Genomic DNA, 15,731 nt, shown 5'->3' with positions numbered 1-15,731 from the left:
GAGGAGTTTTTCAAAAAGGACATTATGTAGGTTGGGTGGAACGGAGTGTAACCCAACATTAACCAGACTATAATGTTGGGTTTCGCTGTCGCTACACCCAACCTACAAAACTACAGTTCTCAAAGTAGACGTGGTTTATATAGTTAGGTTTCAGCCTCAAGCTAAGTATGATCACAAAGTGTTTCCTAGTTGGAAACACTTTTATTATTCGTATTATTTAAGTAATTTGAAAATATAAATTTATGAGCAGTAACCAATCACCTAACAGTTCTAATCAAAATAGACTATACACAAGATTAATTACTACTCTCAGAATACTTCAGTTTATCGGCTATTTCATTGTAATTGTTTCTTTTGTTATACAATTGTCATTTTTTCAATCTTTGAGTTTTCAATCATATAATGGTGCAATTTTATTAGGAGCCTTACTTTATTTAGTAATTAGTTGTCTCATTGTATATACTTTGACAGAAGTATTAATAGCAATTATTGACCTCTTAAGTCGTATAGAAAAAAATACAAGACCATAAATAATAAACTGACTTGAGATGAGAGCGATCGCACCTACCAAGCGCTCAAGTTCGAGCTAGTTTAGTTGTGATCATGTTTGAGCAACCCATTCATATTTATACCAATCGCCATGAGTGCGATCGCAAACCCTGAGTTAGGTGCTTTTGGAAACGCTTGTATAACGTTGGAAATTTCTTAATTCAGCATTTTTACTGATTATCTTCACAACTTCCTCAACTTTTATTCCTAAATTGAAAGAGTAGGGTAGTTTGAAAAAGACATCATAATCAATGACAATTAAGACAATCTTATTCCTGGCAGCCAATCCGCTAGATACGACACATCTGCGTTTAGATCAAGAGTTCCGAGAAATCCAGGTAGAGCTAGAGCGGTCTAAACGGCGAGAGCAATTTAAGCTGGAACAGCGTTGGGCAGTGCGATTAATAGATATCCGCAGAGCAATGCTGGATTTCAACCCGCAAATTATTCACTTTGCAGGACATGGAGGGGGAGAAAAGGGGTTAGCCTTTGAGGATGAAAGCGGATATGCCAAGTTAATAGATGGAGACACTTTAGCGAGCTTGTTTGAGCTGTTTGCTGGTAGTTTGGAGTGCATTGTGCTTAACGGCTGCTACACACAGATACAAGCAGAAGCGATCGCTCAACACATTCCCTATGTGGTTGGCATGGATAAGGCAATTGGCGATAAGGCAGCAATTGAATTTGCAGCTGGCTTTTACAGTGCATTAGGCGCAGGAAAGTCCTATGAATTTGCTTACAAGTTGGGCTGTACTGCGATCAATCTGTCCGGGATACCAGAGAACTTGACCCCGAAACTCCATAAAAAAGAAGGCGTTAAGCTGGATGGAATTCAAACAGAACAACCCGCCAAAAATGATGACAACTTTGCTGTGATAAGAATCTGGAAAGAAAAGTTAGCTTTCTTGCAAAATGAGGAAGCAATAACCGCCAATCCCGCTCAGAAATTTGAACTGGAGCAGCAGATAAAAGAATGCAAGCAGAAAATTAAGGAGTTAGGAGGGTAAGTGCATGGCTTCTCAAGAACCTCAATCACCACTGGACACCTGGAAAGAAAAGTTAGCTTTCTTTCAAAATGAAGAAGCAAGAACCGCCAATCCCGCCCAGAAATTTGACCTGGAGAAGCAGATAAAAGAATGCAAGCAGAAAATCGATGAATTAACAAAAGAAGGAACAGGTAGATCTATTATTTCTCCTGTTCCCAATCCTGTGAATGAACAGGAGCTATCAAAGCACTTCCAAGAGGTGGCTAAATCTCTACGTAACGGGAGCTTAATTTTCTTCCTTGGTTCAGGGATCAATTTAACAAAAGATTCTAACTTGCCACCAAGCGATAGGCAAATAGCTGACGAACTTTCCTTAGAAAAAAATACGATAAACATCAATAATTTAATAGGATTTCCCTGTGAAATATGTCCTTTCAAGATGAAAGAGGGAGCTAGTGAAAATGAATCAATCTTTAAGCCTGATGTTTGTCCAGTCCTAACAGCGATAGGGAATAACTCTCAATTAATAGATGAACAAAGGTTAAGAGAAGCCAAGTTGGAGCTTCGGTGCCGAGCACAATACTTTAAAGATATATTGCCTTTAAGATTGAGAGAAATAATATCTAGAGAGTCGAGTTCAAAAGATTTAGAAAATGCATACTTACATAACAAACTTAGTAGCATTTTTAGAAAAAAAGATTATAAATTCAATCCATTGCAGAAGTCTTTAGCAGACCTTGTCCTAAAAATCAAAGAAAGGATAAATACAGATCCTGATTGGGAAAATCCTTACCAAGTAATCGCTACAACAACTTATGATTGGGGGTTGGAACTAGCTTTTGAAAGCAACGAGCAAGATATCGACGTCTTATCCTACATCGCACATGGTGAAGTTCGCGGTAAATTTAAGTATATCCGTTATCGTATTCCAGAAAAATATGACCAAAGTAAAAAAGAATATTCTCAAAATGAGTTAAATTCAAGAGTTTTAAATACCAGCAATAAAGATAGCATTATTGATAGTCTGAAAGAGATTAAATTTAAAAAGACTGTAGGTTTAGATCGTCCAATTATTATCAAGCTTTATGGTGGTACTCTCTATAAATTGGAAAACCAAGACAGTTTTTTTATTCCCGAAATTCATCATAATAATTACTTGAGAGATTCTAAGGATGCACATCTAAAATTAAGAGAAATATTGCCTTCCAAGCTAATTATGCACTGGAACAATAGTCAAATTTTATTTATCGGCTACAGTGCCAATGACCCTGACTTGCGTGCTATCTTAGACTATTTTCGTAACACTGAAGAAAACCCCTCTTACCCCCAAAATTATGTAAAAGGATGGTTGATTCATCAATCAAGTCATCCTGGAGACCTCAATGAAGAAACATACTGGAAGAATCATTGGGGCATAGAACTTATAGAATACTCCTGGAAAGATTATGTTGAACAATTGAAAGAAATGATTTAGAAAATTTATTATTTATAAATTCTTTTAATTGAGATAAATTCTTTAATCGTGAAATGAACTTGTAGGAGTTAGTCTCATGAATGATACACCATACCAAGGCTTAAATCCATACACAGAAGAAGACGCACTCTTCTTTTTTGGACGGGAAGCGTGGCGAGAAAAAGTAACTGATCGCTTAATGGTTTCTCGACTAACTGTACTCTATGGCGAAAGTGGTGTTGGAAAAAGTTCTCTGCTTCAAGCTGGTGTCGCTAATTACCTGAAATTGTTTGGAGAGGAGAATCGAAAAAATACAGGTGTCCCCAAAATCGCTGCTGTTGTCTTTAAGAATTGGAAAGATAATAATCGAGAGGAAGATTTACTAGAAAAACTGCGTGAAAATATTAAAACTGCTGTTGCTAAAGCAATTAATAAGGATAAGCCAGAGGAAATTTCAAGGTTGGTCGAGGAGATAATAAAAAAACAGAAAGATAAAGAACAAGAAACGCGAGAAAAAATTCTAGAAACTCTCAATATAAAATCCGAAAACCAAAATCAAAAATTAGATATTGTTAATTCTTATCTCCCTTCCGAATTTATTCGGGAGTTGCAAGCTTGTGTGGAAATCATTAGTGGCGAACAGGGAGGTGGTGAACTATTCATTATTCTGGATCAGTTTGAGGAGTATTTTCAGTATCATGCCCAACAAGGAAATGAGGAGGATTTTACTACAGAGTTTGCTCGTGCAGTTAACTACCCTAACCTAGCCGTTCACTTTCTCATCTCTATCCGTTCGGATGAGTTCTACAGACTTGAAGGAGCCTTTCAAGGAACTATTTTTAATATTCTTGGTAACTGCATAGAACTAGAATTTCTTGATCGAGAATCAGCCAAAGAGGCAATAAAGAAACCCATTGAGAGATACAACTTTATTCAGTGTCTTAAAAACTCCCGTCTAATTGTATTCACCGGAGAAAAATATGCAGGCAAAAGCTTTATGCTACAAGGAGAGGTTATTCCTTATTTAAGTAAAACTAGCAAAGAGTCAGAGTCATCAGAATCATCTTGGTTTCTACCTGTTCTTTTTAATACTTGGAATGGCAATCCACTCAATGATTTAGTAAAGCAGATTCAGGAAGATATTCAAATATTTTGGACTAAAAATAAATACGAAGGTGATAATTTTTTCAATAAAATTACACTTCAAGAGACATTGCAAATCTGGACAAAATATTCAGAGCAACAGACCAGTTTCGGCAATAGTCATGATGTAAAATTACTAATTATACTCGACCATTTTGAAAAATATATTGAAGCTCATTCCTCTTGGGAAACTGAAGAGTTTACAGAAAAATTAAAACAAGTGTTTACTGAGTTTCCCATTAATATATTAGTTTCTATTCGTGATAGTTATCTCAAACTTTTAAAACCTTTTATTGTTCAGTTGAAAGAAGCTAAAGAAAAAAATACTGAGTGTGAAGTTCCGTGTTTCACCTTATCTGAAGATAGTCTGATTTTTCAAAATCAAGAAAAACTAACAAATATAGAAATAGCCGAAATTTATGAAGAAGTATTTGCTAAAAAAATTATTGAGGTATTGACTAATCTGGCTAAGGAAGAAAAACCGGTTGTAACTCCCTTTTTACAACTGGTAATGACTGAGTTGTGGAAGAAGAAAAAATACAAAGATGGAAAGCGAATTCTCTCATTAAAAACAGTAAAAAAACTAGGAAAAAAGAGAATAGTTCCCCAGACTCAATCGGAAGAGAGGAAAAAAACACTATCAGAGGATGAAATCATTAAGGAGGGAATTGAAGAAATTATCCAGCATTATGTAGATAGCACAATAAAAAAATTAGAAGAACAAAGTATAAAATCGGCTCTCCTGAGTTTCTGGTGGAAGTGGTATCTAGCGATACAAAACAGTCAGCCGATGAACGGTGCAAAGCGTGATTGGTGGTTTATTAGTCTTGCTTATCACCTCATAGGAAGAGCCATAAAATCTAATAGCCTGAATACAGTTTCTCGTGTCCTTTATTATCTAAGTACACCCTCTGGCAGTAAACGCGCCCTGTCCGTCCGGGAAATCGTCGCTTTTGCTGAGGAAGACGCTAAAGTTCTCAAGCAGCTAGAGCTACCAAAAATGGAGAAAACCGAGGTTGTGAAGCTTCTTGATGAATTAGATCGCAAACGCATCTTGCGACCAGTCCGATCGTCGCCAAAACAAGACAAGATTGATAAACCTTACGAGATTTATTTTGATGGTTTAATGCCAGCTCTTCAATCTTGGCGAACAAAATATATAAGTCAACTTCGCAGCATTAGTCTGAAACAGAATTTACCAACTCAGTCCTTGGCTTTATGTAGACGAGGAAAAAGAGAGTTAGCCGCACTATTAGCATGTCAAGCTTATGGATCTCATAAAGATATGGGCTATCCAAAGGATTTATCTCAGGTTGATGAAGCTTTACGGGAGATTTTGCAATATCCATATTTTAGTTGCCTGCTTACTGTTCCTAATAAGTCCTCTAATAAAAGAGATTTCTGGCAGGTAAAATTTAATGGGCATGGAACAATGTTAGCTGCCAGCAACCATGATGGAAGTCTTTGGGTATGGGATCTGGAGAAGGAAGGTACAACTCCTAAACTGATAGGTTGGCAAGAAAAGGCTCATGATGCTTGTCACATGTCTCCTGGCTCAAATCTAGACATGACAGTTGTCTTCAGTCAAGACAATCAAATGTTGATTTCAAGTGGTCGAGATGGGGCGATTAAACTTTGGGATCTTTCTCACTTAGAGATTAATAATTTGAATGTACAGCGAATAAATTGCATCTCTGAAATTAGAGACCCAGACCAAAAAGAGCTAAGTCAAGATGGTTTTACCTCAGTGTCACTTATTAATCGGCAAGATGGCAATAAACTCCTAGCAGCAGGTAATTGGACAGGTAATGTTTGGCTATGGGATATCAGTCAACCTCAACAACCTGAGCAATTCCGAGAACCATTACAGCGCCAACTAGATTGGCTAGCTACTCTACAAAAATGGTTAGATAATCTCATTGATGGGCTGTCAAAGCTCTTCTCCAGAAAAAATCATCGGAAAAATAGACTTTCAGATCCTTGGATTTGGTCAGTTGATACTAGTCCAGATGGTAAGCTACTGGCTGCTGGAGGAGGGGATGGAATTGTCTATCTCTGGAATATAGAAGATCCTCTAAAACCTAAGCTATTAAGGAGTTTAAAGAAACATAAGCAAGAAATTTTTTGTGTGGCGTTTGCTCCAGATGGAAAATGGTTAGCTTCAGGAAGCAGAGATTGTACGGTTTGTCTGTGGAAACTAGATCAGATTAATGTTTCACTAAAAAAAGCTTGGAAAGGAAATAAAGGATGTGTCAGAGCAATTTCCTTTAGTTCGGAGAACCCGAATTCAGTGAGTGATGGTGAAGTCTACAAAAAACATTCAATGAAGCTAGCTTCAGCTAGTGAAGATCAGACAATTAGGGTGTGGAATCTTGAAAATCTTGAAGAAGAGCCAGAAGTATTGCATGGTCATTCCTACAGCGTTTCTTCAGTCGCATTCGATCCAAATAACCCGCAGCGTTTGGTTTCATGTAGTTGGGATCGGACAATGCGATTTTGGACTTTGGGGAGTGAACCAAAAAATGTTCCAGTGCTTGAACAAGATGTGATTTGGGATAAAATCATCATCAAATTTTTTAATTTAAGGGCTGAATCCAAAATTTTTAAACCACGTCAAAAAGAGGTGATAGCAGTTACCTGGATTGACGAGACACACTTTGCTTTAGTCTGCTCTAATGGAACTTTAGAAGTCCGAGAATGTGACAATTATATTAATAGAAATAAATTGCTTACTTCTTGTTCAGTCTCTCCAGATATCTCGACAGTAGCCTTTTTTGGGGAAGGGAAACAACAAAAGATAGCTGTCGGAAATTCAGATGGCTCAATCTGGATATGGGATTTAAATTTTCAAGATATAAATAAGAAGCCGAATAAGAACATAAAAATACTTCCAGAAACCAACAAAGAACTTAAGATTAATTCGCTTGCGTTCAGTTCTGATGGTAAGTTGATTGCAGCCGTGATAGAGAACAATCTTCAAGTTTGGGAGCTAGAGTCTAAAGGAGAATATAAAATTCTACCAAACCTTCCGCTGAACAATAAACTCACCGTTACTTCTGTACTTTTCCAACCTTATGCTTTTAATGATGAACAGATTGTAGCCATTGCTTATAAAGCAGAGAAAATATCAGGGAGAGTATTAGGGAAAATAAATTTATTGAATCTAAAAACTGGAAATTTTCTGACTAAATCTCCGCTTGTTCATGAGAAAACCTATGAAGATGCGCCCATCATTTTAGCTTTTAGTCCTGATGGAAAATGGCTAGTTTCAGGTAGTGATCAACGGTATCTTTTGTTGTGGGATACAAGTCAGCTTGATAATGGGCAAAGTCAAAAAATTCCTCCTAAGTCAGAGAGCGAGTCAAAGTTGAATTGCTGGGTAACTGCCCTAGCATTTAAAGATAATCGATGGGTCGCTTCAGGACGTTATGACGGTAGCATCGAGCTATGGGATCTGGAAAATTTAGACAATGATCCCTTTGTTCTTCAAGGACATAAAGAAAAAATAACCGCGATCGCCTTTAGTCCTGACAAAAAACAACTCGCTTCAGCTAGCTTTGACAATACTGTTCGCCTCTGGACTATAGAAACTGAAGAATTGGCTCAGAAACTGAAGCAAAAATTATATCGTGATTTAACCAGACAAGAAAGGGATAAGTTCCTGGGTTGAGTTAAATCTTGTTCCCCTGCAATACCACTAGCGATCGCGCCGTCACGACTACATATTCACTACCTTGGTAAACACGGCTCTCCTCAATAAAGCGAGGTTCAGTCGTATCAATGATCACCTTCCACTCTCTATCCTCTAGCCCAAGCGGTAAGGCAAATTCCATCATTTTATCCTCCGCATTGAAAAACATGAGAAAGCTGTCATTGCAGACATCAGGCGTGGAAATTCCTTCGCTGTTCAAGAAAATACTAATGGCACAAACGCCATCTTGGCACTCTTCTTTGCTGATCTCACTCCCATCTGGATTGAACCAATCAATGCTACCCCTGCGCGAACCCCGCTCTAACCAATTGCGCTGCTGAAACACCAAATATTGACGGCGAAACTGGAGTAACTGGCGCGTAAATTGCAACAATTCTGTTTGTTTTTCAGTCAAGTCCCAATTATACCAAGAAAAATTGGCATTATCTTGATTGTAAGGATTGTTGTTTCCCTGTTGGGTTCGCCCGATTTCATCTCCTCCCAACAGCATCGGCACACCATGAGATAGCATCAAAGTCGTCAGGAAATTGCGTTGTTGCCTCTCTCGTAGCTGTAAGATTTCTGGATCGTCCGTTTCTCCTTCAACTCCATAATTGCAGGAGCGATTGTTATTGCTGCCATCCTTATTGTTTTCTTGGTTAACTTCATTGTGTTTCTCGTTGTAGCTGACTAGGTCGTTGAGCGTAAACCCATCGTGGCAAGTGATATAGTTGATACTGGCGCGGGGGCGCTTCCCTTGGTTTTTGTATAAGTCAGGGCTACCCAAAAAACGATTGATCAATTCTTGTCTATTTTTCTGTTCGCCACGCCAGAAGTCGCGCATCGTATTGCGATACTTGTCATTCCACTCTGACCATAAAATCGGAAAGTTGCCTAATTGATAGCCACCGTCCCCCGAATCCCAAGCTTCAGCAATCAATTTCACTTGAGAAAGAATTGGATCTTGATGGATGATATCAAAAAAAGCGGCTCCCATGTCGTACTGAATCTTAGTGATTTTCTCACAGAAAGTTTTAGATTCACTTTGGTTGTTGTCTTGAGAAATGGTTAGCTGGATTTGATAGTCAGTGGAAAAGCATTCCCGCGCTAGCGTCGGAGCCTCATCAAAGCGAAAACCATCTATGTGCATCTCCGTAACCCAGTAACGCAAGCTATCTAAAATCATTTTCAGGACTTGGGGATGACTGACATTGAGAGAATTTCCGCAGCCTGTAAAATCTAGATATTCACTGTTGTTATCTTCGTTCAAGCGATAGTAAACTGCATTATCGATACCGCGCCAAGATAGAGTCGGTTCTGATGGGTTTCCTTCTCCTGTGTGGTTATAGACCACATCTAAAATGACTTCGATACCCGCAGCATGAAGGTTTTTTACCATCTGTTTGAACTCAGTGACTTGCTGTCCTAAGATGCCACTAGCACTGTAACCAGAATAGGGAGCAAAATAACCGAGAGTCCTGTAACCCCAGTAGTCGCGGAGTCCATGTTCAGCCAGAAATTGGGGACAAGGGAAAATGTGATGAACAGGTAGCAATTCCACTGCTGTAACACCGAGAGACTTGAGATGAGCGATCGCAACTGGATGAGCTAACCCCGCATAAGTTCCCCGTAAGTTTTCAGGAATGTCTGGATGAAGCTTGGTGAAACCCTTGACATGAGTTTCGTAAATAATGGTTTCAGACCAAGGAATTTGCAGGAGCCTGTCTCCTTCCCAATCAAAGGTATCATCAATCACAATTGCCTTGGGAATCAAATGAGCATCATCTAAGCCTAAATAGAACAGTGACGGAGATGGATCTTTTGTTGAATCTTCTAATGAATAATTAAAAATTTCTTGCCCGTAGATCACATCGCCTGCGATCGCCTTGGCGTAGGGGTCAAGTAGCAGTTTAGCTGGATTGAAACGGTGTCCTTTCTCAGGTTCATAGGGTCCATAGACTCGGAATCCGTATTTCTGTCCTGGTTTGACACCCTGCACGTAGCTGTGCCAGATATGATTTTGCACCTCAACCAAAGATAGGCGAGTTTCCTGCTCCTTTTCGTCAAACAGACAAACCTCGACACCTGTGGCGTTTTCGGAAAATAAAGCAAAATTTGTTCCCTGACCATCCCATCTAGCACCTAGAGGATAGGGGTTTCCACTCCAGAGTGTCATATTCATTATTATTCACCAAACAAGGATTATAAAGTAGCTTAACTGCAACGAGCCACTACATAATTTTGATTTCCAAGCCGGGGCGTGAGTATCAATAAATGCTGTTAGCGAAATATAAATTAATACTTACAATCCTGGTTTTTTCAATTTATTATTTACTTGCAAATATATTAAGTATTTCTACTTCCTGAAAATCAATTTTCTATATTATCAAGGCATCATAATATGAAACTGAATCAGATATGAAAATCAAAACTATAATTAAATTTAACTAAAACAATAATAGTTTCTCTAGACTCTTTTTAGGAGAGTGAAGTATGACTCAAGACTATACCACAAAATGGTGGGCAGCTTTTTCATGCCTTGCGTTTATAGAAGGCGTTTTACTGGTGATGTTATTCTCTGGGCGTAGTTCAGGATTAACTATAGCAGCATTGCTTTTCATTGCGATCTTAATGGTATTTATTCCACGAGCAGATGATGTTGTTGCACTGACATTTGACAGAGATAAAATTGACAACAAAATCAATTCTCTCAACAAAAAACTGAGTACTACTAAGAACAGAGTAGATAAAATCTTTCTCTTAACAATCCCAGACTCAATGTATAAGTCCTTGCAAAAAATTAACTCTGGTAACTATGGGAATTACGATTTGACGAATAAATTAGAAAGAGAATTGTACCACTTACGAGATATAGGTTACATAGAAGATACAAAGGAAATTCGTGATATTCCCTATGAAGGAAATAATTTATCTAATTATCTCAAAATCACGGCTTTAGGTAAGCAGTATATTGAACTCCGCAAGAGTATTGAGGAAGAAAATAACAAGAAGTAAAATCATGTGTACTTGAAAAATTATACTATCCGCTCGTGTTGGTAATTGGGTATTAGCTAATAGTTGCGATGATTGCGATGAGCATCACAATGGAAATATCAACTGATTATCCAGGCTTGATATAAATAGCTATCAATAAAGTTAAATCGTGAGGGTTTTCGATTTTCCTTAGTAATTGCTAGCTTCACAGCAAAAATTGCAGAAATTACACACATCTTTTCAACGCTTCAATATCTGCACCAACAATTTTTTCTAAATTTCTGGTGATTTTTTCTATATCCCAATTCCACCAAGCAATTTCTAGTAGAGTTTTGATGATTTCGTCTGGAAAGCGTTGGCGCACTAAATTAGCTGGATTACCTCCAACAATTGTGTAAGGTGCGACATCTTTAACAACTACAGATTTTGCAGCAACGATCGCACCATCACCGATTTTAACTCCAGGCATAATCATTGCTTCATATCCAATCCACACATCATTACCAATCACAGTGTCACCCTTGAAAGGTAGTTCATCAGGTTTCGGTGTCACACGTTCCCAACCACTACCAAAAATGTTAAATGGATAAGTTGAAAACCCAGACATCTGATGGTTTGCGCCATTCATAATGAATTTTACGCCTGTAGCTAAAGCACAAAACTTACCAATGATCAGCTTGTCGCCAATAAATGGATAGTGGTAAAGCACATTGCGCTCAAAGTTTTCTGAGTCTTGGAGATCATCGTAATATGTATAGTCCCCAATGATGATGTTGGGGTTGGAGACAGTATTTTTGATAAAACAAACTTGAGGGAAACCCTGCATTGGATGCGGATTTTTTGGTTCGGGGTATGACATTGCCAAACTTGTCGAGTACTTTAGAAAAAATTGTATGTCTACAAAAATCAGGTTTTAGAAATCGAAGACAGATTGTAGTGAGCGTACGAAATGTATTTTGTTTGAGGATTTCTCAGAAAAAGAAAACAGCGATCGCATTGCAATAATTCTCCAAGCGCCACTTAATTATTGAATCAAAATAACCGCCTCTTGAACCTTAGTCGCCAGAGCTTTTTGCAAACCTTGCTCAACTTTGCCAATTAATTGCTCAAAAGCTTCTTGATTTGCTATAAGTTGCTCTTGCAACACCTTCTCTAACTCCGGCTGAATTTGCTTGCAAATATCATTGATTTTCTTGTCGTTTAAAAAACTAGGACGCATCCAACCGGGAACATCGACATTTGTCTTGATTGCTTCTTTGACACCCTGACGATTTAACTCCATACCTGCTGCCATCACCGAAGCACCATATACTAAAGCAATCGGCCAGGTTAAGTGTCCGGTGAGGATGAGAGTGATGATACTAGCGAGAGTACCTCCACCAATTACCACATTAATGATAAATGCCACTGTTTCAGCTAGAATTGCGTCACCGATGCGTAAATCTGGGTTGACAAAAGCAGGATCAATTCCTTCCTCAAACCTTAAACTGCTTCTGGGTATATGAAACTGACGACAAATGGGATCGGTTTCTGTGCCTAAGTCTGGTTGAATTTTATTATTAAACCAACTAATGCATTGATGATTGATGATTTGTTGGGCGCGATCGCTTTTTAACCATTGTTCTGCTCTATCTTTCATAGATACTTCCAAATCAGCTAAAGTTCGGATTTGGTTTTTTTGCCATTCTTTAATACTAATTCTCACAGCACTTTCTATTAAATTATCTGCTAGTGGCTTAGTTAACAATTCGACTAAATCCGGAATATGTCTCTCAATCAAATTTTTCAGCTTTTGTGATTCAAATAATTTATTGACTTCTTGTTTAAAAGCAGATGCACGTAAATCCCATCTTCCGACTCGCGCCAAACCCAAAGCAATACATCGTTCTGGTTCCGGATCGGGACGTAGTAGGGTTTGGGGTTCGGGAAAAATTTCTTGACAAATTTGATGAGTAAACTGCATCCGAGACGCGCCACCAGTCATCAGTAAAAGTTGCGGCACAATATTTTGTTGAGCCAGCTGTTGTTTTGCTTCATTAACAGCGGCGCGAAATGATTGCATCCAACTATTTTGCCCCAGTTCAGTCAAAGGTTGGTTCAAGATTTCCTCCATCATCAATTTGTTGACTTGGGGAATAAAATAAATCTGTTCGTTGATCGACTCAAAGCCACGAGCAAAAGATTGAGAATCGCTGTATAGTTGTTCGTTAGAAAAATAATTTTCTTTAGCTTTGCGACAAGCAAGTTCACAACGAGCTTGGTGGTGTGGATATTCATGAAACACTCTTTCAAGTAACGCTTTTTGCTCGTGTTTAGCGAGAGTTCGTTCAAAAATAGCACGATCAATTAAAGACGCTCCTAAAGCATTACTACCAAAATCTACTGGTATTTCATGTAAACTTTTGACTAAGGTGAAATCAGTAGTAGAAGAACCAATATCCACAATTAGTACCGATGATTTCAGCTTTTCATACTCCAGTCTCCCGGCTTCCTTGGCTTGCATAAAAGCAGCCCGTGACTCTGGTACAACATACAATTGGGAAATACCAGCCGTTTGCAGTAGCTTTTGATATTCTTCGCGATCGCTCATTGACCATCCAGAAGGACAACCAACATAAAAATAGCTATTTTTCCCGCCTTCAATTTGTTTACTGGCTTGCAAAAGATGGTAGTAAGTGGCAACAAAAGTACTTATTGTTTTCCTGTAATTTAAGTCATGATTTGGTTTTTGCTTAAAAGATATTTCTAGTTGAGTAACACCAGCTTGAATTAATGCTTGTTCTCCCACAAGATAACCAAGTTCGGGATGCCAACCAAGAGCCGTGAGTTGGTTTTTCTTATTATTAATTTCCAACATTTGGGGAGGTTCAATACTCTCCACAATGGCTTTAGCAACAGCCGTTTCACCATGCCCCAAATCAAAACCAATTGTTTCTAAAATTTCCATATTTTTATCTGTTTGTTTCTAATGCTGCATCTTCAAGGCTTCAAAAGGCTTACTTGAAAGCTGGTTCAATGACCCGACCACGTCTGAGCAAGCGATCGCCCTTGAGCAAAGCAGGAGTAATAGTCACAAAATCTTTGGTGTCAGGGTCGATACTTGGCTCGAAATCAAAATATTCGCGATCGCTCTGGGGGTCTTGTGGTTGATAAATTTGAGTACGAATTCCTTGCTCCATTAAAATTTGGGGCAAAAGTTTAGTTAATTCCAGCATCATTTGGGGTTTATCCAAAAATGATGCACCTATTAGTCTTTGCAGAAAATTTAATAGTTCTGGTAATTCTTCAATCGCGCGATCGTCTAAAGATTGATTCCCTTGTTCAACTCTAGCAACTGCTAAGTCTATTGTGTTGAGAGCATCACCTAGATTATCAAGAAGAATTTTGCTATCTATTTTGAGTACCGATTGAGGTAATTCTCTTAACTCAGCAGAATTTGCATTATTTTCCTGTCTATCTTTATCGAGTTGCAAGACAACTTCTAAACCTATCAGCACACAAGCAAGCAAAATAGCCATCCACGCCCCAGGGCTAGTTTCTGTGAGATAAAATAACCAAGCTAATATACCTATATAAAGAAGTATCTTCAGTAGTTTTAGGATTAACCTGTTAGGAGACAACTGGGTAATTTGGTTAGTAACTTGCTTTGACTCTGGGAGAGTGACTTGAATTTGGTTAGCAGCTGTGAGAGTAGCTAGTGACTGGCGCAATGCATCCAAGAAAAAAGCAGCCGAACGTACTTGAGCCATATTTAGCTCACCTACATAAATTTTTTCCAGATGATCAATTCGGTTTTGCACCAACTTCACCACCTGCTCAACACTAGTCACCTTGTCAATCTCAGTTTGGAGTTGATGACGTTCTTCGTTAAAAAGTGTAAATAGTTTTTTCATTATTAATTATTAATTAACCACAAAGATCATATATAACAAAAAATTACCCCTTCCCTAGTTTTGTAGTTTTGTAGGTTGGGTTACACTCCGTTCCACCCAACCTACATAATGTCCTTTTTGAAAAACTCCTCTTTTCAAGATGGACGAGGTTTATATAACAAAAAATTACCCCTTCCCTAGTAGGAAAGGGGGCTAGGGGGATAGGTTAAACAATCATTTTTCCCCATAAAGCTTTAATGGCTCTAACTAAGATTTATCTTTAATTCGTACATCTATCACGCTAGCATTAAAGTTGTAATTAAAGCCTTCTAATTCAAATGGCATCCCAATTTTGACTTTGCTGTTACCTAGAACTGGTCCATTTTCAGTGACTTGGGCTTTACCTACCAAAGTCAATAACATGTCTGTACTAAAACTGTTTGATTTTGGATCTGGTAATTCTTTCACAGTACCATTCGGCTGGGGAACAAGTACAGTTCTAGGTAATGTTTGAATAGACTTGATATCAATTTTCCCGTGGGGTTGATTACGAATAATAACGTTTGTTTTACCACCTTCTTTTAAACCTTGATTGTATAACTGTTCAGGATCACGTACATTTAATCCCCGAACAACTAAATCTACTTCAATAGGTACTGTTTTAGAACCTACTTGAGCAACAGAACCAGTAGTACCAGGGAAGAAAAAGATGCCAAATATAACTAGTAAAATTACCAGTCCAGCACCGATATCAAGGACATTAAATTTACCAAATAAACGACCTTTGGAATCTAAAATAGCCATAACTGATATTTTCCTAAATTCAATTTTTGACTTTATGAATGCTAAATTTGACAATGGAACGCCACGTGCTAGCTAGGATGAGAAGAAGCCTCAAGGGCGCAGTGACTCCTTTTGATTCTTCGTTTCATCCAAGAGTAGGCTTTTGAATTTTGAGTTGTTTCTTTTCCCTCCTGTCTTATTGTGTTTTGACATGCGACAGTTTATCATAGTCGCTGTTTTTAGTTGCTGCTGCCAAAAAC

The 15,731-nt window shown here is 38.2% G+C and carries 9 protein-coding genes; 4 read left to right on the top strand and 5 right to left on the bottom strand.

Annotated features, from left to right (window positions below; genetic code table 11):
* The first annotated feature begins 800 nt into the window (after nt 1-800).
* The 3 genes from ACE1AT_RS06905 to ACE1AT_RS06895 all read left to right on the top strand — a co-directional run bounded on the left by ACE1AT_RS06905 (nt 801) and on the right by ACE1AT_RS06895 (nt 7,801).
* Nucleotides 801-1,556: a CHAT domain-containing protein gene (locus ACE1AT_RS06905; protein ID WP_374866641.1), complete on the top strand. Its 756-nt coding sequence runs from the start codon at nt 801-803 to the stop codon at nt 1,554-1,556.
* A 4-nt stretch (nt 1,557-1,560) separates the two neighbouring features.
* Nucleotides 1,561-3,009 (top strand): SIR2 family protein, encoded by a 1,449-nt coding sequence (locus tag ACE1AT_RS06900; RefSeq protein WP_374866639.1) that lies wholly within the window; start codon nt 1,561-1,563, stop codon nt 3,007-3,009.
* A gap of 76 nt (nt 3,010-3,085) precedes the next feature.
* Complete coding sequence (locus ACE1AT_RS06895; protein ID WP_374866637.1) at nt 3,086-7,801, top strand: NACHT and WD repeat domain-containing protein; 4,716 nt, start codon at nt 3,086-3,088, stop codon at nt 7,799-7,801.
* 1 nt (nt 7,802) lies between these two features.
* Here the strand turns inward: ACE1AT_RS06895 and ACE1AT_RS06890 are convergent, their stop codons facing one another.
* The gene (locus ACE1AT_RS06890) at nt 7,803-10,004 is read right to left on the bottom strand and encodes a glycogen debranching protein (RefSeq protein WP_374866635.1); all 2,202 of its coding nucleotides are present in this window, start codon (nt 10,002-10,004) and stop codon (nt 7,803-7,805) included.
* A 311-nt stretch (nt 10,005-10,315) separates the two neighbouring features.
* On the opposite strand from ACE1AT_RS06890, the gene ACE1AT_RS06885 reads away from it, so the two are divergent.
* Nucleotides 10,316-10,837 (top strand): hypothetical protein, encoded by a 522-nt coding sequence (locus ACE1AT_RS06885; RefSeq protein ID WP_016861225.1) that lies wholly within the window; start codon nt 10,316-10,318, stop codon nt 10,835-10,837.
* A 205-nt stretch (nt 10,838-11,042) separates the two neighbouring features.
* Here the strand turns inward: ACE1AT_RS06885 and ACE1AT_RS06880 are convergent, their stop codons facing one another.
* The 4 genes from ACE1AT_RS06880 to ACE1AT_RS06865 form a co-directional block, all read right to left on the bottom strand.
* Nucleotides 11,043-11,675: a Vat family streptogramin A O-acetyltransferase gene (locus ACE1AT_RS06880; RefSeq protein ID WP_374866633.1), complete on the bottom strand. Its 633-nt coding sequence runs from the start codon at nt 11,673-11,675 to the stop codon at nt 11,043-11,045.
* Between the two features lie 165 nt (nt 11,676-11,840).
* A complete protein-coding gene (locus ACE1AT_RS06875) occupies nt 11,841-13,763 on the bottom strand; it encodes an Hsp70 family protein (protein WP_374866631.1) in 1,923 nt (640 codons plus the stop codon).
* Between the two features lie 49 nt (nt 13,764-13,812).
* Complete coding sequence (locus tag ACE1AT_RS06870; protein ID WP_374866629.1) at nt 13,813-14,709, bottom strand: hypothetical protein; 897 nt, start codon at nt 14,707-14,709, stop codon at nt 13,813-13,815.
* A 246-nt stretch (nt 14,710-14,955) separates the two neighbouring features.
* Entirely contained in the window at nt 14,956-15,492 is a 537-nt protein-coding gene (locus ACE1AT_RS06865; RefSeq protein WP_374866628.1) for a DUF4330 domain-containing protein, read from the bottom strand.
* Between the last annotated feature and the right edge of the window lie 239 nt (nt 15,493-15,731).

The organism is Pelatocladus sp. BLCC-F211, assembly GCF_041928655.1.
Lineage (GTDB): Bacteria > Cyanobacteriota > Cyanobacteriia > Cyanobacteriales > Nostocaceae > Pelatocladus.
This window is presented reverse-complemented; position numbering and strand designations above follow the sequence as displayed.